This window comes from Njordella calcicola (assembly GCF_056494125.1).
This window is the reverse complement of sequence record NZ_CM151396.1, coordinates 2,554,337-2,578,039: the sequence shown is the minus strand read 5'-3', so window position 1 is coordinate 2,578,039 and position 23,703 is coordinate 2,554,337. Positions and strand designations below refer to the sequence as shown.

At 52.6% G+C, this 23,703-nt stretch carries 13 protein-coding genes; 7 read left to right on the top strand and 6 right to left on the bottom strand.

The window, feature by feature from the left end; all coding sequences use genetic code 11:
• Nucleotides 1-247: 247 nt before the first annotated feature.
• The 3 genes from SH302x_RS09670 to SH302x_RS09660 all read left to right on the top strand — a co-directional run bounded on the left by SH302x_RS09670 (nucleotide 248) and on the right by SH302x_RS09660 (nucleotide 6,981).
• Complete coding sequence (locus SH302x_RS09670) at nucleotides 248-3,889, top strand: secretin N-terminal domain-containing protein (protein WP_479368522.1); 3,642 nt, start codon at nucleotides 248-250, stop codon at nucleotides 3,887-3,889.
• 185 nt (nucleotides 3,890-4,074) lie between these two features.
• Nucleotides 4,075-5,775, top strand: coding sequence for a GspE/PulE family protein (locus SH302x_RS09665; protein WP_479368521.1), 1,701 nt, complete (start codon nucleotides 4,075-4,077; stop codon nucleotides 5,773-5,775).
• A gap of 3 nt (nucleotides 5,776-5,778) precedes the next feature.
• Nucleotides 5,779-6,981, top strand: a complete 1,203-nt coding sequence (locus SH302x_RS09660; RefSeq protein WP_479368520.1) for a type II secretion system F family protein — start codon at nucleotides 5,779-5,781, stop codon at nucleotides 6,979-6,981.
• Between the two features lie 114 nt (nucleotides 6,982-7,095).
• On the opposite strand, the gene SH302x_RS09655 is transcribed toward SH302x_RS09660, so the two are convergent.
• On the bottom strand, nucleotides 7,096-8,253 hold the full coding sequence (locus tag SH302x_RS09655) for a BBP7 family outer membrane beta-barrel protein (protein ID WP_479368519.1): 1,158 nt from the start codon (nucleotides 8,251-8,253) through the stop codon (nucleotides 7,096-7,098).
• Nucleotides 8,254-8,515: 262 nt separating this feature from the next.
• Here SH302x_RS09655 and dusB point away from each other — a divergent pair, with 262 nt between their 5' ends.
• Complete coding sequence (dusB, locus tag SH302x_RS09650; protein WP_479368518.1) at nucleotides 8,516-9,574, top strand: tRNA dihydrouridine synthase DusB; 1,059 nt, start codon at nucleotides 8,516-8,518, stop codon at nucleotides 9,572-9,574.
• 39 nt (nucleotides 9,575-9,613) lie between these two features.
• Here the strand turns inward: dusB and SH302x_RS09645 are convergent, their stop codons facing one another.
• Nucleotides 9,614-10,540 (bottom strand): hypothetical protein, encoded by a 927-nt coding sequence (locus SH302x_RS09645; protein ID WP_479368517.1) that lies wholly within the window; start codon nucleotides 10,538-10,540, stop codon nucleotides 9,614-9,616.
• Nucleotides 10,533-11,702 (bottom strand): (E)-4-hydroxy-3-methylbut-2-enyl-diphosphate synthase, encoded by a 1,170-nt coding sequence (ispG, locus tag SH302x_RS09640; RefSeq protein WP_479369258.1) that lies wholly within the window; start codon nucleotides 11,700-11,702, stop codon nucleotides 10,533-10,535. The genes SH302x_RS09645 and ispG overlap by 8 nt, the downstream gene beginning before the upstream one ends.
• Nucleotides 11,703-11,855: 153 nt before the next feature.
• Between ispG and odhB the strand changes: the two genes are divergently transcribed.
• Both odhB and SH302x_RS09630 read left to right on the top strand, forming a co-directional pair.
• Entirely contained in the window at nucleotides 11,856-13,118 is a 1,263-nt protein-coding gene (gene odhB, locus SH302x_RS09635; protein ID WP_479368516.1) for a 2-oxoglutarate dehydrogenase complex dihydrolipoyllysine-residue succinyltransferase, read from the top strand.
• Between the two features lie 323 nt (nucleotides 13,119-13,441).
• Entirely contained in the window at nucleotides 13,442-14,374 is a 933-nt protein-coding gene (locus SH302x_RS09630; protein WP_479368515.1) for an Rpn family recombination-promoting nuclease/putative transposase, read from the top strand.
• Nucleotides 14,375-14,781: 407 nt separating this feature from the next.
• Here the strand turns inward: SH302x_RS09630 and SH302x_RS09625 are convergent, their stop codons facing one another.
• Nucleotides 14,782-16,734 carry a S26 family signal peptidase gene (locus SH302x_RS09625; protein ID WP_479368514.1) on the bottom strand — a complete coding sequence of 651 codons (1,953 nt, stop codon included), beginning with the start codon at nucleotides 16,732-16,734 and terminating at the stop codon, nucleotides 14,782-14,784.
• A 56-nt stretch (nucleotides 16,735-16,790) separates the two neighbouring features.
• Entirely contained in the window at nucleotides 16,791-20,519 is a 3,729-nt protein-coding gene (gene secA / locus SH302x_RS09620) for a preprotein translocase subunit SecA (protein ID WP_479368513.1), read from the bottom strand.
• 636 nt (nucleotides 20,520-21,155) lie between these two features.
• Between secA and SH302x_RS09615 the strand changes: the two genes are divergently transcribed.
• Nucleotides 21,156-22,979, top strand: a complete 1,824-nt coding sequence (locus SH302x_RS09615; protein ID WP_479368512.1) for an SLC13 family permease — start codon at nucleotides 21,156-21,158, stop codon at nucleotides 22,977-22,979.
• A gap of 95 nt (nucleotides 22,980-23,074) precedes the next feature.
• On the opposite strand, the gene nrdR is transcribed toward SH302x_RS09615, so the two are convergent.
• Nucleotides 23,075-23,551, bottom strand: a complete 477-nt coding sequence (gene nrdR / locus SH302x_RS09610; RefSeq protein ID WP_479368511.1) for a transcriptional regulator NrdR — start codon at nucleotides 23,549-23,551, stop codon at nucleotides 23,075-23,077.
• Nucleotides 23,552-23,703: the final 152 nt, after the last annotated feature.

Below are 23,703 nucleotides of genomic sequence, written 5' to 3'. Positions count from 1 at the left end.
GGACTTTTAGGCCTTTCTTGAAGAAAATCGTGTTTCAAACAGCGCTATTCGCGACCTTTAATCTAATTTTGACGGCAGTATGAATTCTTTACGAAACAACTTCCAGTGAACTGTGTTCAGGTTCCAATCCGCTTTGAACTAAGATGCAGGAGGTAGTCCTGCAGGCGTTCGGAAGTCGGAAAACCTGACGAACATAAGCTCCAATCCATATCCCGTTGGGTGGAACCTTACAAAAAAACCGGTATCCATGAAAACATTTGCCCTAACCACCGCTCGTTCGATTCTCGTATTGGCCGTTGCTGTTTCTGGCTGGAACGCCTTCGGTGCAGACCCCGAGGTGGTCGGAATTTTAGCGGACGCCGTCGAACCAGCGGTCGCGAGAACTCTCGAGCTATCGGAAGACCAGCTCAAGCAACTGAACCAGCTAATCGTTCAGCAAGAATCAAAAATCCTCGATATCGCGGATCGGCAACGAGATCTTCCGGTCGACGAGCGACAGCAGCTTTTGCGAGATTCAATCGCCGCGTTAGAGTCAGAAGCTTTTAAATTGCTAACCGTCTCCCAGCGTTCCAAACTGGAACAAGTGCGACTCAATCGGCTTGGGTTGCGATCGTTGGCAGAGCCTTCGGTGGCCGAAACACTGGATTTGAGTGAAGGTCAGCGAGAGCAAGTTCAAGCGATTCTTTCCAGTCGGATTCAGTTATTACGCGAAGTAGGGCGGGATCGCGTCGAGTCGGAGATGCAAAGCCGCTTACGTAAAGTACTGACCAACGCCCAGTTTGCAACTTGGCAAGCAATGTCGGGTGGAGGTAACCCCTCTGCACTCGCCGCCAGCTCTACCGTATCCAATGCTCAGGTTGCTAGCAGCGCGGACGATTCCCCACGCTCGGTGGTCGCAGAATCTGCGTCCAACGCAGAGGTCGTCGAGATGGCGGCCTCTGTGGTGGATACCACTGCGGCAGTTGCTCAGGACACCAAGAGCGATGGCTCGAACAATTCCGCTCGGCCAATGACAGAAGCCGACGAAGCGAACCTTGTTATTAACTTCCCTAATGGAGCGGATTGGGCGTCTGTGCTCAAGTGGATTGCAGCCGAAGCAGATTTAAGTTTGCAATTGGATACCATTCCTACAGGCACGTTCACCTATCGCGATCCTAAGAAGTACTCGGTCGCGCAGGCGATGGACATTATGAACGGCATCTTGTTGGGTAAAGGATACACTTTGGTTCGGCGTCAACGCACGCTGATGGTGGTCGACTTGGGAAGCGGTGAATCGGCAGAAGTCACCCGCGGCTTGATTCGCGAGCTGGCTCAATTAGTTCCGCCAGAACAACTGGACCAGCGTGGCGAGTTTGAATTGGTCAAATGTCTGTTTCGATTGTCTCGGCTGACACCTGCTGAGGCTGAAACGCAAATCAAGCAATTGATAGGCCCACAAGGGTCAGTTATCTCGATGTCCGCAGCCGGACAGATTTTGGTCGTGGAGACTGGCGGTAATTTGCGAATGATTCGCGACATGATTGAAAGCGTCGAGAATCCAGATCCAATGAAGTCGACGAAGATCGCCAGTATGCCATTGCAGCATGTGTCGGCAGAAGAAGTCCTTGCGATTGCTCGTGGGCATCTTGGTTTAACCGATACGGCAAACAAGGGTGAAGGCATCACAATTTCCACGGATACCTTTGGCAATACGATCTACGCCAGCGGTACAGCCGACAAGATTCAAATCTTGAAAGAAGTCATCGCGAAAGTGGATGTGGCTCCAAGCGGTACTGGCTCTGCTAGTGTTCAGGTCCAGCAACCGTACATTAAGACGCATCCGATCGTTAATAGTGACCCCAACACGGCAATGAACGTTTTGCAAACTTTGTTGGCTGGTACGCCTAACATTCGTTTGGGAATGGATGAAACTTCGAAAAGCATTATCGCGTCTGCTCCCGAGGCCGAACAGAATTTGATCTCGGAAACGCTCGCTGAAATTGGTGGCAATGCGACTAAATTCGAAATCATCCCGCTGACGCGACTAGATCCGAAAGTCGCGATCACCACCTTGGAGAAACTGCTGGGTAAAGCTTCGGGCACCGGTGACGCTGCAAGTTCTAACGCGCCGGTTTTATACGGCGACTCGTATGCTAAATCATTGATGGTCAAGGGCACGCGGCAACAAGTCGAGCAAGTTCGCAACATTATCAGCGAGATCGAAAAGAACGGCCCGAACATGAGCATGCTGGGGGATAAAGTGAAGTTTTATCCAAGCACTGGCAAGTCGGCTGATCGTATGGTCGAACAAATGCAGTTGCTGTTTGAAGCACAAAATAAGCGTGCCAAGATCAACGTACGAACGCCAAGTGTGGACCTAGAGACAAAGACTTCTACCACAAAACGCATGCAGTTAGGATCGGGGCCATTGCCACCGGAGACACAGCCGGCTGCAGTCCAACCAAAGGTCCCGGCCGCCGGGCCAAAGAACGAAGGTGCGAAAGAGCAACCTTCGGCTGCGAACGGTCCGATCCACAGCGATTGGATGTCCGAGTCTGGTGAGGGCGAGGCAACTCCCGTGGGAAAGTTAGTCCAGTCGGATGAAAGGGCTCTGAGTGACATTGTCTTTGCGGAAGAACCTTCTGGCTCGAATGCTCCAAAGCGATCTGGCGAAGGACAAATCGACATTATTCAAACTCCCAATGGTTTGATCGTTACCTCGGATGATCCCGCACTGCTGGCAGAGTTCGAACAAATGGCGATGCTCATCAACGAGCAAATGGCCAGTGCGCCAACGGAACCTACCATTTTTTATCTACGGTATGTTCCTGCAGCGTCGGCTGCTGAACTGATCAAGCAAGCGATGTCCGGTCAGGTCGCAACCTCCGGCGGTGGCGGCGGTCTGCTGGGCGACGTTGCTTCCAATATGTTGGGTGGCGTCGGTGGTGGTTTATTAGGCGGACTTTTGGGCGGCGGCGGAGGGTCGACGACCACCAGCGGTCCTCCATTGGCTACTGGCGAAGTGAGCATTATTCCCGATCCCCGTTTGAACTATTTGATCGTACATGCAAATGCTGCCGACCTCGAACTGATCGACCAATTGCTGACAATCATCGATTTGGAAGATAGTCCAATTCAAGTGCAAACGATGGGGCGTCCACAGATTATTCCCGTGCTTTATGCAGATGCAGCGGAAGTGGCCAATATCGTCAAAGAAGCGTTCTCTACCAAGCTGACTCAATCAGCCGCCGGTGGTGGTGCTGGTGGCGGCGGTGGCAATCGCCAGCCCTCGCCGCAAGAGTTCATTGAGGCTCTACGTGGCGGCGGAGGTGGCGGGCGCGGTGGTCGAGCTGGCGGTGGCGGTGGCGGTCAAGCCGCGCAGATGCCAGAGCAGAAAATGAGCATCAGCGTAGACGCTCGGAACAATGCAATTGTTGTCACCGGACCTAACTCGCTGTTCCAAGAAGTGAAGTCTTTTGTGGAGATGATTGACCAAGGTTCCATCGACTCCCAAGAAGATGTGCAAGTGGTCCAACTGGGCGGCAATATGAATGCAACCGTATTGCAAAGTGCTTTGCAGTCCGTCCTGGGAGCTCAAGCGAAAACCAATGTCGCAGGTCAGACGAACCAACCTGGCCAAGCGAACCAAGGACAAAACGCAGCACCTTCACAACGCGATATTCAGCAACGTACCGATTTCTTCCGTCAGTTGCAGCAAGGTGGTGGAGCAGGTCGCGGGGCTGGTGGCTTCGGCGGCGGTGCTGGCGGCTTTGGTGGCGGCGGCGCAGGTGGCTTCGGTGGCGGCGCCGGGGGGAATCGTGGTGCCGCAGGCGGAGCAAATCGAGGTGGTGCTGGTGCGGGCAATCGCGGAGGCGCTGGAGCCGGCGGAGCTAGAGGGCAAGGTCGTTAGACTATAATCCGCTTCGGGCGTGATAACTATTCACAGCTAGGTCGCTATTGGCTTAGCTATCGTCCTCTCGTTCTAATTTGTCGACAAACTGACGATGAATTCGAATTCAACTTGCGTTCATCAATTAAGATGAAAGAACGAGCAAATTGCAGGAATTGTTTTGAACATCCTTTGGGAACCAGTGTATGTCGCTCCATGTTGCTGATATTTTAGTCAAAAAGGGCCTGATCGATTCAGAAACGATGCAGCGTTTTGCTCGTGGCAATACTGGGATCGCTGCAATGCAGTCGGCCATTGATGAAGGAATCATGGATGAAGAAGCCGCGCTGACGGCGCTGGCTGAAGAAGTTGGGCTTGATTTCGTTGATCTACGAACCGTTAGTGCCGACCTCAGCCTGCTTTCCATCTTTCCGCAAAAGCTGATCTATCGTCACTCGCTATTTCCGATTCGTACCGAAGGTGATGCGATTGTGGTCGCAACGTCCAATCCCTTGGATTTGTTTCCACTGGATGAGGCCGCTGCTGCGACCGATCGCCAGATTATCCCCGTCGTGGCAGAACGCGGTGAGATCGCCAAACTGGTCAAAAAGCATCTGGGGGTCGGATCGGAAACAGTTGAAGGCTTGATCGCTGCTCGAGCAAGCGATGACGACATAGAACTGCTGGAAGAAATCCAAGGCGACGGCAGTGAACTGAGCGAGCAGGCTCAAGAAGCATCCGTGGTGAGACTGGTCAACGAAATTTTGATTGAGGCAGTCGACTTGCGCACCAGTGACGTGCATGTCGAATCTCAGGCCAGTGGGCTGGTCATTCGCTATCGTATTGATGGTATTTTGCATACTCAACCGGTTCCCCAAGAGATTCATCGTTTTCAAGCGGCGATTATCTCGCGACTAAAAATCATGTCGCACTTGAACATTGCCGAAAAACGGCTTCCTCAAGACGGACGCATCAAGTTACGCGTTCACGGTCGTGAGATCGATATTCGATTGTCTGTGATACCGATGATTCACGGCGAAAGCTTGGTCATGCGTATCTTGGACAAAGGTGCGATGAAGTTTGACCTTCGCAACTTGGGGATGAGTCAGGAAATCTTCGACATCTACAGTCAGATTATCCGCTTGCCGCACGGAATTATTCTGGTGACAGGTCCCACGGGCTCCGGAAAAACGACAACGCTGTATTCCTCACTGTTGGAAATCAAGTCACCAGAAAATAAAATCATCACGACCGAAGACCCAGTTGAATATCAATTGGAGGGGATCAGTCAGATTCAAGTGCACCCCAAAATTGGACTGACGTTCGCTGCGTCGTTGCGCAGTATCTTGCGTCATGACCCTGACATTGTGCTGGTCGGTGAGATTCGTGACGCGGAAACGGCCGAAAATGCCATTCAAGCCTCGTTGACCGGTCACACGGTATTTTCCACGTTGCACACCAACGATGCCGCGGGTGCCTTTACGCGTATTGTGGATATGGGGATTGAGCCGTTCTTGGTTGCGAGCACGGTGGAAGGTATTATGGCGCAGCGACTGGTCCGAAAGCTTTGCGATAGTTGCAAAGAGCCCTACGCTCCTAATCCAAGTGATATGCCTGCAGATTTTCCGTGGGAGAAACTGGCCGATAGGCCAATCTATCGTCCCGTGGGTTGCAGGACTTGCCGCGGCGTTGGATACTCTGGTCGTCGTGGTATCTATGAATTGCTGGTGACTACAGAGTCGATTCGGGCCTTGGCTCATGATCGCAAAAGCAGTTTTGAAATCAAGCAAGCAGGCTTGAAGGATGGCATGAATACGCTGCGAATGGATGCATGGCGAAAATGTTTGGACGGAATCACGAGCATCGAGGAAGTGCTTCGAGTTACCAAGAGCGACGCCATCGGATAACCCATGCCTGATTTTTCATACGTAGCACGCGACCAAAGCGGCAAAAAGATAACGGGATCGATCGCTGCAGGGAATGCTAAGGAAGCCGCCGCTCAGATCGCGGCCAAAGCGTTGTTTCCTGTCTCGATTACCAGTGGGAAAGCCAGCGTCACGATTTCAACTGGCCGCGTCTCCGGCACTAAGATGGTGGCCTTTTACTCGCAACTAGCGTCGCTGCTGCGCAGTGGCGTGCCGATGATGCGAGCCTTGACGGTTCTCTCGCAGCAATCTGGTTCACAAGCCTTGCAGAATGTGTTGCAAGAGATTCGAGCACGCGTCGAAGACGGTGAATCGCTGGGCGATGCATTTTCAAAATACCCGAAGATCTTTAATATCATTGCGGTCAGCATGGTGCGAGCGGGCAGCGAAGGCGGATTCCTGGAAGATGCGCTGGAACGCATCGCATCGTTTATTGAGCAGCAAGAAGAACTGAAAGGCAAGACGATTGGCGCGCTTGCCTATCCCGCCTTCATTTCGTTGATTGGCTTTATCATTGTGGTCGTATTGCTGGTGGTCTTTGTGCCACAGTTCGAATCGATCTTTGAAACCATGCGCCAGCGCGGAACCTTGCCATCGGCCACAACGCTCTTGCTAGCGATGAGTAGCTTTATGCAGAGCTATTGGTGGATGTTGTTGATAGCTGGGACCGCCGCTGTGATTGGCGCGAAAACATACTTTGGTACGGCAGAAGGCGCCCGCCGCTGGGACACCATCAAAATCAAAACACCTTTGCTAGGCCCGGTATTCCTCAATCTAGCGGTCGCTCGTTTCTGCCGCGTACTGGGGACGTTGCTGGCGAACGGAGTCACTTTGCTGCGTGCCTTGGAGATCAGTCGGCATGCGGCGGCCAATCAAATCTTAAGCGAAACCGTAAGTGTGGCCATTGAAGAAGTGACCTCTGGCGAGCGACTTTATAAGCCTCTTGAGAGAAGCGGACACTTTCCGGCGACGGTAACGGAAATGATTTCGGTTGCCGAAGAGTCGAACTCGTTGGACAACGTGCTTACGCAGATCGCCGATAGCTTGGAGAAGACAACGTATCGGCGATTGGAAATTGTCGTGCGTTTGTTAGAACCACTATTGCTGTTATTGCTGGCGATGGTCGTGATGTTCATTGTCTTGGCATTGATGTATCCGATCTTAACTAGCTCCAGCACGGTTGGTTAAGTGAACCAGCACGGCAGTGTTTAACCGCGTTGAGCACAACATCAAACGAAAAAACGCTGGGACGTTTCCGTTCCAGCGTTCGAAGTTTTTTAATTAACCGGTCAGCGGTTGGGCTTAACGGTTGACTGTCACACCCAAGCTGATCCCTGGCATGACTAAGTTCTGCTGAACAAAGCTTGCCGAAGGTCCGAATGCTGGTGGGTCCGTGAAGGTCGGGTTGTTTCCTCGGATTTGGCTACCGCGAGCGATACCGCTTCCGATGTACAACATTGAGGTTCCAAATCGGAAGTTGATGTTGCGGGTCAGATTGTAGGACAGTTGAGCTCGTGCATCCAAACCGGCTAGCAATTTGTCTTCAAGTCCAGGCGAATTGGTAAGTCGGAATGATGGCTCGAAGATAATGTCTGGATCTGCGTCGCCGTCAGTGTAGCCGAAGGTATATTGCCGCGTATCAACTGATCCCGATTGGAAGTTGCCACCGCCCAACAGTTTGACTTCGGATGAAACTTGGAACCGCCCCATGTCGCGGAAGTAGCGGAAGCCGATTTGCCCCAGCAACATCCGGTTCTTATTGATGATGTCACTGATATCAAAAACTTCAAAGTTGTTACCTGCGATATCCTGAAAGCCAGAGTATCCGTCGGCAACGTTGCGGTCGGTGAAGTCCATGTAGCGGATACCGACCAGTGGTTCTAGGAATCCACCGAACTGATAAGGCGAACGACGCCATTTCTTGTTGATTTCGAAGCTGCCCAGTGAAGCCACGTTCAAGCTGTCCCGGATGATAAATGTTCCGTCACCAAACCCGGGGTCAAATTCGTAGCGTTCGGCCAACAATGGAAAATCCAAAGGGTCGCCGGTAGAGCTGTCTGCTAGACCGATGACGCGAATAGCTCTGGCGGTCTCGTAATGATTTGGACCTGTAATTCTCAGGAACTGAAAATCCCAGCCGCTGTCATTTTCGTTCATGACACCGAAGGTCCATAGGTTTCCCCAACCCCGGTCGAACGTATTGCTGTTAGGCTCGATGATTGGTCGATCCAGTCCGATGTGGACGCGGTCGTAGGTCAAGTACCAACCGTAGTTCGCACGTTGACGAGCCGACTGATCCTCGATCTCTTGGATATCGACTGGAGCAAAGAACTGCCAGTCAGGATCCCAACTTATCGGCTCTGCAAACGGATGATAGGGTTGATCAGCCCAGCCTAGAGAACTAGCTGTGGCCATCGCTGCAAGGACCAGCATGCGTAATGTTTGTTTTAACAACGCCATAGTAACCTTCCACCGTCGCATGGGCTTGATTCGTGCGATACTACACCGGCACCAGCAAGGCCCCCTCAGGCCACTATCCAAACTGGTTCCGTCTATTGCACACTTTTCGGTTGTGCTGGTAGTATCGGATTAATCAATCGTTCAAGTTGAGTCGCATTAGGTAAAGCTTGACGGAAATTCCGCTTGCAACGATCAAACTGACGCCAGAAAGCCAGCGGAAAACCGCCTAAACTTCCTAGCTTATTTTGTTATGCTATCGGCCATGGAAACCACTACCAAAACAATCGCCCCTCCGTTCTCCATCGGCAATGTCATAGTCGATCCGCCGATTCTGCAAGCTCCGATGGCGGGCTTCACCAATTACGCCTACCGCCAAATCGTCCGCGACTACGGCGGCTCTGGCCTGCAAGCGACCGAGATGGTGAACGCACGCGGCTTCGTTTGGCTGGATGAACATGACTGCGAACACCCCGACCGCTTGTGGGGGGTGGCCAGCGAAGCTCGTCCGCTGGCCGTCCAAATCTGGGACAATGATCCCGACACGATGGCGAAAGTTGGAAAGCGACTTGCAACCGAATATGCGGTCAGCGTGGTCGACATTAATTTCGGTTGCCCAGTGAAACAAGTCACCGAGAAGGCGCACAGCGGCAGTTATTTACTACGTCATCCTGACCGTATGTATGAGATTATCTCGCGTTTGGTAGAAGCATGCTATCCGACGCCAGTGACCGCTAAAATTCGCTTGGGGTGCACGCGCGACAATATGAATCACCTGCAAGTTGCCCAGACTGTGAAACGAGCTGGTGCATCGGCATTGACAGTTCACGGCCGCACGGCAGAAGATTTTTTCCGAGGCAGTGCAGATTGGGATCGCATTTCGGAGATCAAGGATGTCGTCGGTGATATGCCGCTGATTGGCAATGGTGACCTTAGTTCACCTGAAGCGGTCGTGGCCGCGTTTGAACGCTATCGTGTCGATGGTGTCATGATTGCTCGAGCGGCGCTGGGTAAGCCTTGGCTGTTCGCTCAAGCTGCGGCGGCACTGCGTGGATTACCTATTCCCCCTGAACCGACACTCGAAGAGCAACGGCAGTGCATGCTGCGTCATTATCAGATGGTCGTCGAGCGTTTCGGACCTGATAAAGGCACTTTGCTGATGCGGAAGTTCGCTTGCTGCTACGCGCAAGGCAAACATGGTGCTCGAGCATTTCGAACGCATGTCGCTCATGTTGCGACGCCGCAAGAGTTCTATGCGGTCGTGGAAGATCACTTCCCAAAGTTCCTTGACCCACGCGGCGAACAACCCGCTGCAGCCGACTGAACTAAAGTCCGCGCTGCGCGTCAAAGTCCACGCTGCGCGTCAGTAGTCCTGACCGCTGGAACTGATGGCCATCGCAATGATCGGCGCGAGCACCAGGGCTATTGAAAGCGTCGCTGCCACCGATGCGCGTAGCCACGAGCGCTTTTCACGCATAAAAAACCAGTCCACGGCACTTACCAACGCTGGCAGGAACAACAGCGGGAAATTAATCCAGCCAGGGTTCATGCCATAATTGTAGCTACGAAAGCTGGCCACCAGCAGAATCGCCGCCAGTGACAAAGGTGCCAGCGTTACTTCGATCCATGTAAGCACGCCTAGCTTTTCTGGTGTTGCTTCCATGCCACCGCTCGGACGCCAGCGCCGAGCCAACCCAACGCTCAGCGAACTGGCGATCGCCAGGATAATCGCGATTGCCCAGTAAGCCATCGCCGCGGCAGCAAGGGTGGCGTAGGTCATCATGAGCGCGGCAGAGATCGCTGCGAACTGAGCGACTAGAACCCAAACGCTCCACACGCGCCCGCCGTCGATCGTGCTCACCCATCGCAGCAGATAACAGTTCGCAAAAGCACTAAGCGGGATCGCTATAGTCCACCAGATGCGCCATTGATCGAACAGTTCATCACTTTCGACCGCCGGGAACAAATACTTGGTTCCTAGCCAAGCGAACGCTGCCATCAGCAGAGCTGGCACCGGATTTCGGGCTGAGCGAAACGGAAGAGTCGCCAGCACCAGTCCGCCAACGGACACTAGCCAAGCTATGGAATGCCAATCACGCTCCGGCGGCAAAGAGAGCCCTTGGTCCAAGTACTGGCCCGCGATAATTGCGGCGATCATGCCAATTACTGCAGTAAGTCCGGCGAGATAAGTGCCAAACAATTGTTGCAGCCAAGCACTCAGCAGTCCTGCGATCGCTGCGAAGCAAATCGCGGTGACGACAAAGTGCAATAGCATGGAGTTATCAGGCATGAGCTCGCTCGAGTTTCTTTTTGGCGATTAAGTCATCCAGTTCAACTCGCAGCCGTGCGAGAATCTCATCATATGGATATGCGCCCAAAGCTTCTGTGCCTCGCTTCAAGTTCACTTTGGCCGGGCCACACCACAAACCAAGATCCGCGTCGTCTGTTTCGCCAGGACCGTTCACGCGACATCCCATGACGGCAATGGTGATGGAATACTCTGCCGCGTACTCCGTCATCTTCTTGACTTCTTGAGCCAGTTCCACGAACGCTTCGTTTTCCACTCGCGAGCAACTTGGGCAAGAAATGATGTTCAAGCGATTAGGATCCAACGCCACCACGCTTCGCAGACGACCGTGGTAGATGTCGTCGATGATCTCGTTGCCCGCTTCGATTTCACGGTACTTTTCGGAATTGGGCACGGTCAGCGATACTCGCAACGTGTCGCCAATTCCGCGGCCGATCAATTGTTCAAATGCGATCCGCGTCTTAATGATGCCTTCCGGAGGCATGCCGGCTTCGGTCACGCCCAAATGCAACGGCACATCTGGACGCAGTTCGGCAAAACGGCGATTGACCTCGACCACTTTGCTAGGGTCGCTGTCCTTGAGCGACACGACATAGCGCGTAAAGTTCAATTTGTCCAGCAACTCACAATGCTCCGTGGCCGATGCGATCATCGGACCGATCGAATCGTGGGCATCGAAGCGATCTTTCTGAGCCGGATCGACCGAGCCGCAATTGACTCCGACTCGGATGGCACAATCGTGGTTAGTCGCGATGTCGACCAAGAAGCGAACCTTGTCCTGCCAAGGCTTTTCGCGTTCGTGGTGGTACAAATGGCCAGGGTTGTAGCGGATCTTGTCTACATGCGGAGCGACCTTCAGGGCCAAGCGATAGTTCTCTTGCAAATCGACCGACAAGTTCGCTTGGGTCTGAGCTCGGATTTCCGCAAGAGCTTCCGCATCTTTGTCACTATCCACGGCAATGCGGACGACGCCCGCACCAGCGGCGTGTAACGCGTTGACCAACGCCACGGTGGCCGGTACGTCCGTCGTTTTGGTCGCCGTCATGCTCTGCACGGCAATTGGATTATTGGCACCGACAGTGATGGAGCCGATTCGCACTGGGCGAGTTGGATTTCTTTCGATCTTGGTCATAAATTCGAAAATCTTCAATATTACGGATATGCAGGGGGCGTCAGCCGGATGTGACCATCTTCAGTGCAGAACCATCCCGGGTACGTCTTACCCTTTACCGCTCGATTGGTATACTTTTCACTGATGGACCGGTTCATTGATCCTACCAAAGATTAGACACTGAATATGATCGAAGTCAAAGTGCCCAATGTTGGCGAAAGCATCTCGGAAGTCCAAGTTCAAACTTGGCTAAAAAAAGAGGGTGAGTGGGTTGCCAGCGGCACCGATATCGTTGAATTAGAGACCGAAAAAGCGGCCGTACAGATTCCGGCTCCCGTTTCCGGCGTGATTCAAAAAATTGTGAAGCAGGCTGAAGAATTCGCCAGTGTCGGCGATATTTTGTGCATGATGGAGGAGTCGGAAAAGCCGGCTCAAGCCTCGCCAACTCAACCTGTCGCTTCGCCAGCCAGCGAAAGCAAGCCCGCTGCCGAAAGTAAATCAACAGGTAACGGCGGAGCTTCTGGCGGCCACGTGATGCCAGCAGCGGCGCGTATGATGGCCGATCACAGCGTTCCAGCCGGTTCGGTTGCCGGTTCAGGCCCTGGTGGCCGCGTTCTCAAAGAAGACGTGGCAAGGCATTTGGATCAACCAAAAGCTCCCGCTCCAGTGAAACCGGCCCAAACTCCCGTGCTTGAAAAGGGGTTGTCCCAACCGAATTCTACAGGCATGACCGCCGCAGCGGGCAAAGAACGCCGCGAAGAAGCCAAGCCAATGAGCATGATTCGACGGACGATCGCGACGCGTTTGGTGCAAGCTCAACACGACGCGGCTTTGCTGACCACGTTCAACGAAGTCAACATGGGGCCGGTAATGGCTCTGCGCTCAAAATACAAAGACGCGTTTGCCGAAAAGCATGGCGTGAAGCTTGGCTTTATGTCGTTCTTCAGCAAAGCGGCCAGCGAAGCACTGCAGCGTTTTCCAACGGTCAACGCAGAAGTTCGGGGCAACAACATCGTCTACAAGAACTTCTGTGATATTGGCATTGCGATTGGTGGTGGAAAAGGGCTGGTTGTCCCCGTCCTGCGCAGCGTCGAGAACATGACGTTTGCTCAAGTCGAACGGTCGATCGGCGATTTCTCGAAAATGGCCATGGAAAACAAGCTATCGCCTGCTGAGCTGGAAGGCGGTACTTTTACGATCAGCAACGGCGGTATTTATGGCTCTTTGCTGTCGACGCCGATTGTGAATCCTCCTCAAAGCGCGATCCTAGGACTGCATGCAATCCAAGAGCGTCCTGTAGCAGAGAATGGCCAAGTGGTCATCCGCCCGATGATGTATTTGGCATTGTCCTACGACCACCGCATTGTCGACGGTCGCGAAGCGGTCACGTTCTTGCGCACCATCAAAGAGATCATTGAAGATCCAACGCGTATGTTCTTGGAGATCTAGAGCGGATTGTGATGTTTTGAGCGTTTAGTCGTAGGCCGGTAACAAGGTCGCGCTTGCCCATTGCCGGAACTGCGCAAAGCTAACCCGCAACGCATCGATGAGTCAGTCACCGTTACTCCCTTACAGCGACCGATGTTCCGGCGCAGGATTGCTTTGCTTGTTCCGGCCTACGCAGCACATCGATCCCTTCTCAAACTGCGCACAACTAAGTCGCACTAGCCTAAAGCAACGGATGAGAACACAGACAAAGTAGGTCATGATAGAATGGCAGACTACGGCTAGCTCGGATTTGTGATTTTGTTTCGCCCTAACAACTCGGGATCATGTCATCAGCCACTGGGATTTCACTTCTAATTGACTTTGCTTTTAAGCTGGCCTTTGGTAACGAAAACCAAGTTGGACCGCTTATCTCGCTGCTCAACGCGATCTTAAATCCTCATGTGCATGTGGTTGATTTGGAGGTTCTTAACCCATTTGACTTGCAGAAGTTCCCAGATGACAAATCCTCAATCTTGGATGTAAAGGCCAGAGATGCAAGCGGTGCTTACTTCAACATCGAAATGCAACTGGCGAACACCATAGCTATCGAAAAACGCATGACCTACTATGGCTGTGCACTGTACCGTGGGCAGTTGGAGAAAGGCCACAAATATGCGGAGCTTTGTCCAGTTTTTGCAATCTGTCTGCTAGATGACTACCTATGGCGGAACGACTTGGTCAAACATCATCGGTTTCAGTTGACTGATCGCCAGACCGGTCGAATCCTGGAGCAGACGCTTGAGATTCACTTCTTAGAGCTTCCCAAGTATAATGTGAGCGAAAGTGAATTAGGCTGCGCCACGGCAATCGATCGCTGGATTTACTTGATCCGAAACGCACAGAATTATAGTCCAGAGCGATTGCGGGAACTTTTCCCTAGTCCAGATTTCCAAACGGTGATCGATACGGTCGAGGAGATTCAAATGAAAACGGAATACCGTGAAATTTATGACGATCGCGAGAAAGCAAAGCTGGATGAAGCTTGGCGGATCGCTGCTGCTGAAATGAAAGGCCGACAGGAAGGCCGACAGGAAGGCAAACTGGAAGGCAAAATAGAAGGCCGTCAGGAAGGCAAGCTAGCCGGGCGGGTGCAAAGCTATCAAGAGTTGCTAGGTGACGCGGTAAGTGACGATGAAGAACTCTTGGCAAAGCCTCCGGCAGAACTGGCCACCATGATCACTGATCTTCAGCGTCGGCTTCGGTTTCGCAATTCGTAGATCAGCCTATGCTCAGCGGTCATTCACTAAAATGTCTCGCAAGACCTTTCGTGCAATTGCATTTTCATTTGAACCAAATTTCTTGATGCCATGAAGCCCCAGTCTTTGGCCTTAAGAATCCAACTGTGGAACGCTTTCCGCTTGAGGCAGACATATCAAACATCATATTGGATGGTTCGCTAACCTTCACACAGGACGAAACTGGAGCCATTTGGCTGTTTCAAGGTTCAAACTTTGGAGGTGATTAGCTTTCAAGAAAGTGAGCCAGGTCGGTAACACGACGGAAGGTCCACCATCCGAGTGATCCATGGATGGATCGGAAGTTCATCGCATACAAATATCGGATGGCTTCCGCTTTACCGCTAAGCCCGCTTCCTGACGACGAGCCTTCCGATCATCAACTGCAACTAGCGAATAATTCCAAAGCGTTTGAAGTTCGGCCAATATGGAATTGGAGCGTTCCAATGATGCGGCCAAAAAACTAAAGCAGCACGACCGATCAACAAGTCACGATGGACAAAATGATTTGGCCGCCAAAGTCTCGCATCCAAGGACTTGCTGCTGTTGTCACCCATCGGAAAATACTGATCCGCATCCAAATCAAATTCAACCGAACTACGATTGGTAAACAGCGGGCTGGCGTTCCAAAGCGAAGGGCTACTAAAGAGAATGTCGCGATACAACATGGTCTCGTCGTATTGCCGCTGGATCATCTGCAAACTGGCATTGATAGGCTGCGACGCCAAATACTGTTCCGCCACTTCTTCGGTAATCGAGTCCTCTAAATCTTTGTCAAACCTTCTGTAGTCGCTGAGCTGCGAACTATTCGCGTTGACTGCCGTGTAATAGATATCCCGCCATACTCGAGCTCGTTCAACCACGCCGGACATGCCATTTCCAAATGCGATTCCAATAGGAGCCGCGTCGGCAGCATCTTCAGGAGAATAAACAGGTCGATGTAGGTTCGCTTGTTCGATCTTGTCGCTGGAAATGTTCGCCGTTGGCAGCAATTTGACAAGCTTGCCGTTCACCCAGAGGTGCAGAGTGTTGTCGACATTCGCTAATTTAACGGTCGCTTGACTGTTACCACGCAGTGAGCTCGAGCCCGTAATGACATCCAACACGCCACCATTGCCATCTTCGAAAACGCTCAGAGCTTTGCCATTTTGGATAGCGACGATTTTTACGTCACCGTTGGCTGCGTCAATTTCGGTGACATAATGGACGCCTGCTTCCACGACATCTAATGCAACCGTCCCAGTGTTCGAATTCAATGTGGCGGTAAACTCGCCGGCTAAATCGCCCACCCAATGTTCGCCATCCGAACCCGAACGGGGCTTCAACACGGTATCAAAGTTCTTTAGCCCTAATCCAAACGGAGTTTGTTCCACAATATCCGACTTCCCTGATCGGAAAGAGGTCGAATTGGTCATCGTCTGTGCGTTGTAGTGCGTGAAGTCAGTGATCAACTGAGCGGATCGGGCTGGGATCGGCTTGCTTAACTTGCCCGTCTGCATAATCTCGTACCACTGCCATGGCCGCAACGTGTAGTGATAGTATCGCAGCCAATCATAGCTGGCCAGCAAAGCATCGCCGGGTTGAGTGGCTTTAGAAGATGCCATTTCTGCGTTCCAGGTTTGCTCGGTGTCGGTCACTTTCCAATTGCTATTGGAAGGAGCTGCCGTTTGGCCAGCTTCGGTGATCGGGCCTTCGGGTTGCCAAGGACTTGGAACTCCCGCTTTGGCAAGCGCTGCGGCTCGATGCGCAGTGTCGTTGATGGGTTGCAGCAACACTTCGACAATGTTGTGCGGCTTGCGAGCGATGGAAAAAGCGTTCTCGCCTTTAGGTTTCGTATATACATCGCCGTGTTGGACACGGAGCGTTTCGTTGGGCAGGCCCACTAGACGCTTGATATAATTTTGGCGTGCTTCGGTTGGATTCTTAAACACAATCACTTGCCAACGCTGCGGGTCGCCTTGGATATAGGCCAGCTTGCTCACCAAGATGCGATCGCCAGAGAACGTCGCATGATTCTTGTTGGTCGCGATATCGATCGGCTGTTGGTATCTGCACAGCGGGCAGGTCGTACCGATGATCGACAGACCACTTAGACGCCCAGTTTCGTTGTTGTATTCTTCGCTGGCACTGGATTGATAATCACACCCGCATTGCGAACATGTGACATCTTTGTGAGCTCCCATCAGAGTTGGAGCCATCGAGCCTGTCGGAATGACAAACGCTTCAGCGACAAACGCGCGAAACAAGAATGCCAAAATCAGTGCGACACCAAAGCTATCGATGGTTTCTCGAATCCAAGGACTGCTTTGTTTCGGTGTGGCGCTGGTGGTCTCAGGCTGCATTGCTAGCTCGCGTTATAGGTGTCGGGGCAAAGGGAAGCGGCCGTTATGATTATAGCCTAGCCATTTCGCAGGCAACAATTCTTATACTTCTTGCCCGAACCGCAAGGGCACGGATCGTTGCGTCCAACCCGATCATTCGCTCGGCGAATCGGTTGTACACGTTCCTGAGGTGCTGAACTTGCAGCCGCATCGCCGTATGCGCTCGCGCTGCCGTTATTTTGAGCCGCCGGTGGCACGGCTCCAACAGTACGCGCCATATCACCGGTTGTCTCCGCTGAATCATGCCGCTCTGACATCTGGCGAGGCTGCTGCGTCGGCATAGGAGTCACCGTCGTGGCAGCCGCCCGGAAGATTACGTCCGTCACGCGTTCGCCAACCGACAACCACATCTGCTCAAACAGCTTCATGCCTTCACGTTTGTACTCAACCTTGGGGTCCATCTGCCCCATGCCACGGAAGCTAACTGCTGACCGAAGATGATCCATCGCCAACAAATGCGACATCCAAGTCTCGTCCAGCAATCGCAACAAGATATCGCGTTCACTGCCGCGCACTTCCGCATGATAACGGTCATCAACGGCTTGTTGAACACGGTTTTCTAATTGAGTACGATTCAATCGCAAGAGTTTATCTGAGCTATCCTTCCAATCGAGCTGTTCTTGCATCCATTGCGCCAACTGCTCCAATTTGCCCGACTTGCCACTGGTTAGAGAAGCACTGCGGTTTGGTTCGTTGTCGCCATAAAGCTGAGCGATTAATTCGAACCCTTTCTTCAGTTGCGTTTCGCCTTCGATTTGATCTTCGCGCGACGCGGCCAGAATTGGTTCGAAGTCCAAACGTTCGCCCTTCAGCAGCAGATCCGCTAGTTCAGGCTTTTTGAATCGGTTGGCAAGCCAAGCGGCGATGTCCGGTGAGAGCACGAACGACTCGTTATTTGGAGATCGCACAGCAAAGGTATTCAAAGCAGCTTCCAGCGGAAATCGCACTTCGCGTTCGCGGTAAGCATCCTCAGCCGCTTTGCATAGCTGCTTTTTCACGTCCGCAAGTTCAGCATGCGCGTCCACCTTGACATCGATGCCAAACTTGTTTTTCATCCAGGTCGAAAGCACGCGAACGCCATAGTCTTCTTGCAGGAAGTCGGCACCTTCGCTCAAGTCGATTTGTGCAATGAAGTCATGCGCCTTTTGCACCAGTTCTTCGTCGATACTGTTGCGGTCGATCTTTCGCAAGGCATTCGCTGTGTAATTCGTACCATACTGCGAGTTGGACCATTTGGCCAATGCTTCATAATTCCACTCGCTTTCCTCTTCACCATCTGGCAAGTTTTCATCAATGGCATCCACGATTTGCGTTTCCGCAGCACGCTGAGCCAGATCGCGAGCATAAGTGCTTGCAGTATCGATATCGACACCACGGAACTCTTTGGGTTCTAGTCGGCATGAAAGTTTTGCGCTAGCGAAACTTGCGAAGCTTTCCGCCCCAAACAGCGGAGACATATACAAGCCGACTGCACGTTCGATTTGTTGACGAATCTGTTCTAGTACAAGCTTGCGGCAGCTTACACCATCCAGGATTTGTTGTCGGAAGCCATAAACTCGCTTGCGCTGGAAGTCCATGACTTCGTCATATTCGAGCAAGTTCTTGCGAGCTTCGAAGTGGCGTTCTTCGACCTTCTTCTGAGCCGCCGAGATTCGCTTGGACACAAACGAGCTTTGGATCGCCTCGCCTTCGCCCATCCCAAGTTTGCCCATCCAAGCGCGAACCCAATCGCCCGCGAAGATACGCATCAAGTCGTCCTCCAACGACAGGTAGAAGCGGCTCTCGCCAGGATCGCCTTGTCGACCGCAACGCCCACGCAACTGCAAGTCAATGCGGCGACTTTCGTGACGTTCGGTCCCAATCACCATCAAGCCGCCCATTTCTTTGGCACGTGCGCCTTCGGCTTTCATGTCATCGCCGACTTCGATTTGATGCACCAAAGCGTTCCATTCTTCCTTGGGCACTTCCAAACGTGTGGGATATTTGTCTTGCAGCATCGCCCAAGCCTTCGTTTCGGGATTACCGCCCAAAACAATGTCCGTACCACGACCCGCCATGTTCGTCGCGATAGTGACCGCGCCGATCCGCCCAGCTTGAGCGACAATTTCCGCTTCACGTTCGTGGAATTTTGCGTTCAACACTTGGTGCTGAATACTGCGTTGCTCCAGCAAACTGCTCAGCCGTTCGCTTTTCTCGATCGATACGGTGCCGACCAAGATGGGACGACCTTTGGGATAAACGCGAGTGACATTGTCTTTCGAGAACGTTTCGGCCTGCGTTTGATCGCGCTTGCGAAACTCGATCGATGTCTCGGTCTCCTTTTTGATCTCGCCGAAGAAAGACGTACCGTCTTTTAGCACCAGTTGATCGAACTTGTTCATAAGTTCGATATCATCAGCGACCGCCTTGTACTTCTCTTTTTCGGTCAAATAAATGCTATCAGCATGTTCAACGCGCTGCATGCCGCGGTTGGTTGGGATCGCAACCACATCCAGCTTGTAAGTCTTGTAGAACTCATTGGCTTCCGTCATCGCCGTACCGGTCATACCCGATAGTTTGCGGTAGAGTTTAAAGTAGTTCTGCAGCGTGATGGTGGCCAGCGTTTGGTTCTCTTCTTTGATCTTCACGCCCTCCTTCGCCTCGACCGCTTGGTGCAAGCCATCGGACCACTGTCGGCCTTCCATCAAGCGACCTGTGAACTCATCGACGATGATGATCGCGCCTTCCTTGACGACATAGTTGACATCTCGTTTGTAGAGAAAGTGAGCTTTGAGCGCATTGTCGATCAAGTGAGGCCACTCCATATTTCCGGAAGTGTAAAAGCTTTCCACTCCAGCTAGCTTTTCCGCCTTGCGAACTCCATCATCGGTCAAGTTCACCGTGTGGTCTTTCTCGCTTACCACAAAGTCCTCTATGGCACGCAATTGTCGAGCGATTTTGTCCGCTTCCAAGTATTTGCCAGCGTCTTGGTGTGCGGGCCCCGAAATAATCAGCGGCGTCCGGGCCTCGTCGATCAGAATGTTGTCTACTTCGTCGATGATCGCATAGTAAAGCGGCCCTTGCGATTGCTGATATTCCTTCGGAAATCGGTCGTCCCCGCGCGCGGCCATGCGCATGTTATCGCGCAGGTAATCAAAGCCCAATTCGTTGTTAGTTGCATAAGTAATGTCTGCCGCATACGACGCTTGCCTCAGCCCGGTCGACATACCGCTTTGGATATTGCCGACGGTCAGTCCCAAGCCCATATATAACGGAGCCATCCACTCCATATCGCGGCGAGCGAGATAGTCATTGACGGTTACCACATGCACGCCACGGCCTTCGAGCGCGTTGAGATAAGCAGGCAAAGTTGCGACCAGCGTTTTCCCTTCCCCGGTCACCATTTCGGCGATATTGCCGCCATGCAGCACCATGCCCCCGATGAGCTGCACGTCATAATGTCGCATTTTCAGAAATCGCCGACCGCCTTCGCGACACAAAGCAAACGCTTGGACCAAAATATCGTCCAGCGTTTCGCCGGCAGCCAAACGAGCCTTTAGTTTGGCGGTCTCCTCGCGCAACTCGATATCGCTGAGCGCCATGATCTTGGGCTCAAGCGCATTGATGCGCTGGGCGGTTTCCTGGTGCTTTTTGACAGTACGCGCATTGGAAGTCCCGAAAACACCCGTAAGACCTCGTCCAACACCGCTCATGACGCCGTTGACTAGGCTGTTGGTGCCCTCCCAAATTCGATCCAGTAATTCCATGTTTATCCGTTGAGCTTTCTAATCTGCCGCTCTATCAGGAAAGCTGCTCGCTAGGTCCTTCTAGAGCAATATCAATAAAGTGGAGTTATGGCCGTCCACTCGTGTTTGTCGTAGGTTGTCGAATTAAGGGAAGGGTTTTTGGCTGGGCGCCCACTCGAGAGCCCCCGAAAACACCTTAAACTTCCACTTAATTTACTAATCGCCGAAGTGTCATCCTGTCAGAGTATCGGGACTGTCTTTGCCGGTCAACGCAGGTTTAGCAACCTTAAGTGTGAAGAACGGCAGGTTTTCCAAGTAAAACACGATCAGCACCCCCGCAGTGCAATTCATATACCTGCCAGAATGGCCAATTCACCCGTCCAAAGTCTCGCCTGAAAGCAAATCTTGTTCGTCGTTCCGCCTTTAGGCTAAATGGGACTAAATTTATCCACGCATTTCCGCTCAAAGGCGGTACGACGAAAGAGAGCACGTCGGCCTGAAGGCGGGACTACAAGCAGCCGATTCATCCAAAGCAAGGAACTTGCCGGCTGGGATGGCTTTTGCGTTGTTGCTGGAAGCCGACTTTTGCTATTCTCTCCCCACAGTTGGAATTTTGCGGAGAATCACTTTAGTCGGGCGGGAAAGCAACGAGGAACAATGACGCTGGAACTGACGATCGTCCTTCTATTACTGGTCATTGTGATTCTCATGTTCGCTTTAGATCGTCCGCGAATGGACGCCGTGGCTTTGTTTGCCATCTGTGCCCTGCCATTCACAGGCGTGATTGAAATGCGAGAAGCCTTGGCGGGCTTTGGCGACCCGAACATTATCCTTATCGCAGCTATGTTCGTCATCGGCGAGGGATTGGTGCGAACGGGCGTGGCAAGGATGCTGGGCGACTGGCTGGTCAGCCGCTCTGGAAGCAACGGCACTACGCTGGTCGTGCTGCTCATGATCGTCGTATGTGCTTTGGGAGCTACCATGAGTTCCACTGCAGTGACGGCGATCTTCATTCCGATTGTGTTGCGAGTCTGCCGCAGCACCAACACCGCTCCAGGCCAATTGATGATGCCTTTGAGCGTAGCGGCTTTGATCAGCGGGATGACGACGCTGGTAGCCACGGCTCCGAATCTTGTCATCAACAGCGAACTGGTTCGGCGTGGAGAGCAGGGCTTCCGCTTCTTTAGTTTCACGCCGTTCGGTGTGCCCATTTTGATCCTCGCCATCATCTACATGCTTTTCGCGCGGCGCTGGCTGCCCGACAAAGCGATGGAGCAGATCGGAAATGGAGCTCCGCGATTGACGTTCGCTGACCTTGTTGAGCGATACAACCTTTCCGGACGTAAGCATCGCCTGCGCGTGCGACATGGATCGGCATTGATCGGCCAGTCGCTGGGCTCGCTGAACTTGCGCAATGAATCCGGACTGAATTTGGTTGCGGTGCAAAGGAAAGGCGCGTTGGTCCAGCCTCATGCAAAAACAGAATTGCAACGGGACGATATCTTGCTGGTGGATTTGATCATCGGGACTTCGGACATTCAAGCGATTTGTGCAAAGCATATGCTCGAACCGTTGCCTCTAACGGCTGGCCCTCTGGCGGACAGTGCGCAAGAAATCGGAATGGCGGAAGTGTTTGTGCCAGCGGATTCGGAGTTGGTAGGAAAAACCATGCTTAAAGCGAACATCCGCACGCGCTATGGTTTTTCCGTGATTGGTATGCGCCGCGGCGTGAAAGCGCTCTCAGAAGGATTGTCCCATGAGGAGATTCGCATTGGGGATACGATGCTGGTGATTGGGCCTTGGAAATCGATTCGTCACTTGCGGACCGTCGGTTGTCGAGACATGGTCGCTTTAAACTTACCTGCAGAAATGGATGAAGTCTTGCGTGTGACCGGTAAATCATTCCATGCGCTTGCGATCCTGTTGATGGTCGTGGTCTTGATGGTATCGGGTTTGATCTCGAACGTGCATGCAGCCTTGATTGGTTGTTTATTGATGGGCATGTTTGGCTGTGTCAATTTTGAAAGCGCTTATGGCTCCATTGATTGGAAGACGTTAGTACTGATCGTGGGGATGCTACCGTTTTCGATCGCGCTGGAACGCACTGGCGGCGTTGAATATGCGTCCAATATGCTGTTGTCGATCTCCTCGATCGTGGGGACATACGGAGTGCTTGCGGTATTATTTGTCGCGACGGCAATCCTAGGCCTATTTATATCAAACACCGCGACAGCCGTACTGATGGCGCCGGTCGCTTTGACGATTGCGGGGCATTTAGATGCGTCGCCGTATCCTTTTGCCATGATCGTTGCTTTAGCTGCTTCGGCTGCGTTTATGACGCCTGTGTCGTCGCCGGTCAACACGTTGGTGTTGACACCGGGTGGCTACCGCTTTGGAGACTATTTGAAAGTGGGTGTCCCCTTTGCGATCATTGTCTTGATCGTGAGTGTCGTTATGGTGCCGTGGCTACTGCCGCTTTAGGGGCGGTTTGGAAAGGGGTCTGAACCTCTCGGCAGTCCGGTAGCGCTGGGATGGTGCACGTGCTGAGACAAAGCACGAGAGCAATAGAGAGCTTACTACTCCAACTTCCGAGCTGGCACGGGTTCGTTTCGCAAGATCGGCTTGAGTTCTTGGACGAAATCTTGGACGCCTTGAAACTCTCGGTAGACGCTGGCGAACCGCACAAAGGCGACTTGATCGACGGCGGCCAGTTCATGCATGCACAAATTGCCGATTTCTGAGCTAGGCACTTCCAGCTCATATTCTTCTTGGAGCCTCGCTTCGATCGATTCGGCCATTCGAGCGCGCTGTTCGGCGCTGATCTTTCGCTTCCAGCAAGCGCGTTCTAGCCCCAATTCAATTTTGCTGCGGCTGAATGGCTCACGTTCACCGTTCTTTTTGATGACTTGCAACGCGCCTGCAGTGCGCTCGAAGGTCGTAAAGCGTCGGCGACAAGAATGGCAATAACGCCTGCGCTTGATCGCGCGGCCGTCCTCGACAATTCTGGAATCGCGGACGCTGTCGTTATCAACTTGACAGAAGGGGCAACGCATAAACACTTTGGGGCAGCGAGGTTTACGGATGCTTGAATCAAGCTCCGCATGGCTAACAGTATAAGCGTAAACCTTATTTCCAAGAAGATCCTAAAGCTCAATCGCGTACTTGTTGGTCTGGGATAGTATGCGCGATTGCGACTTCCAAGTAT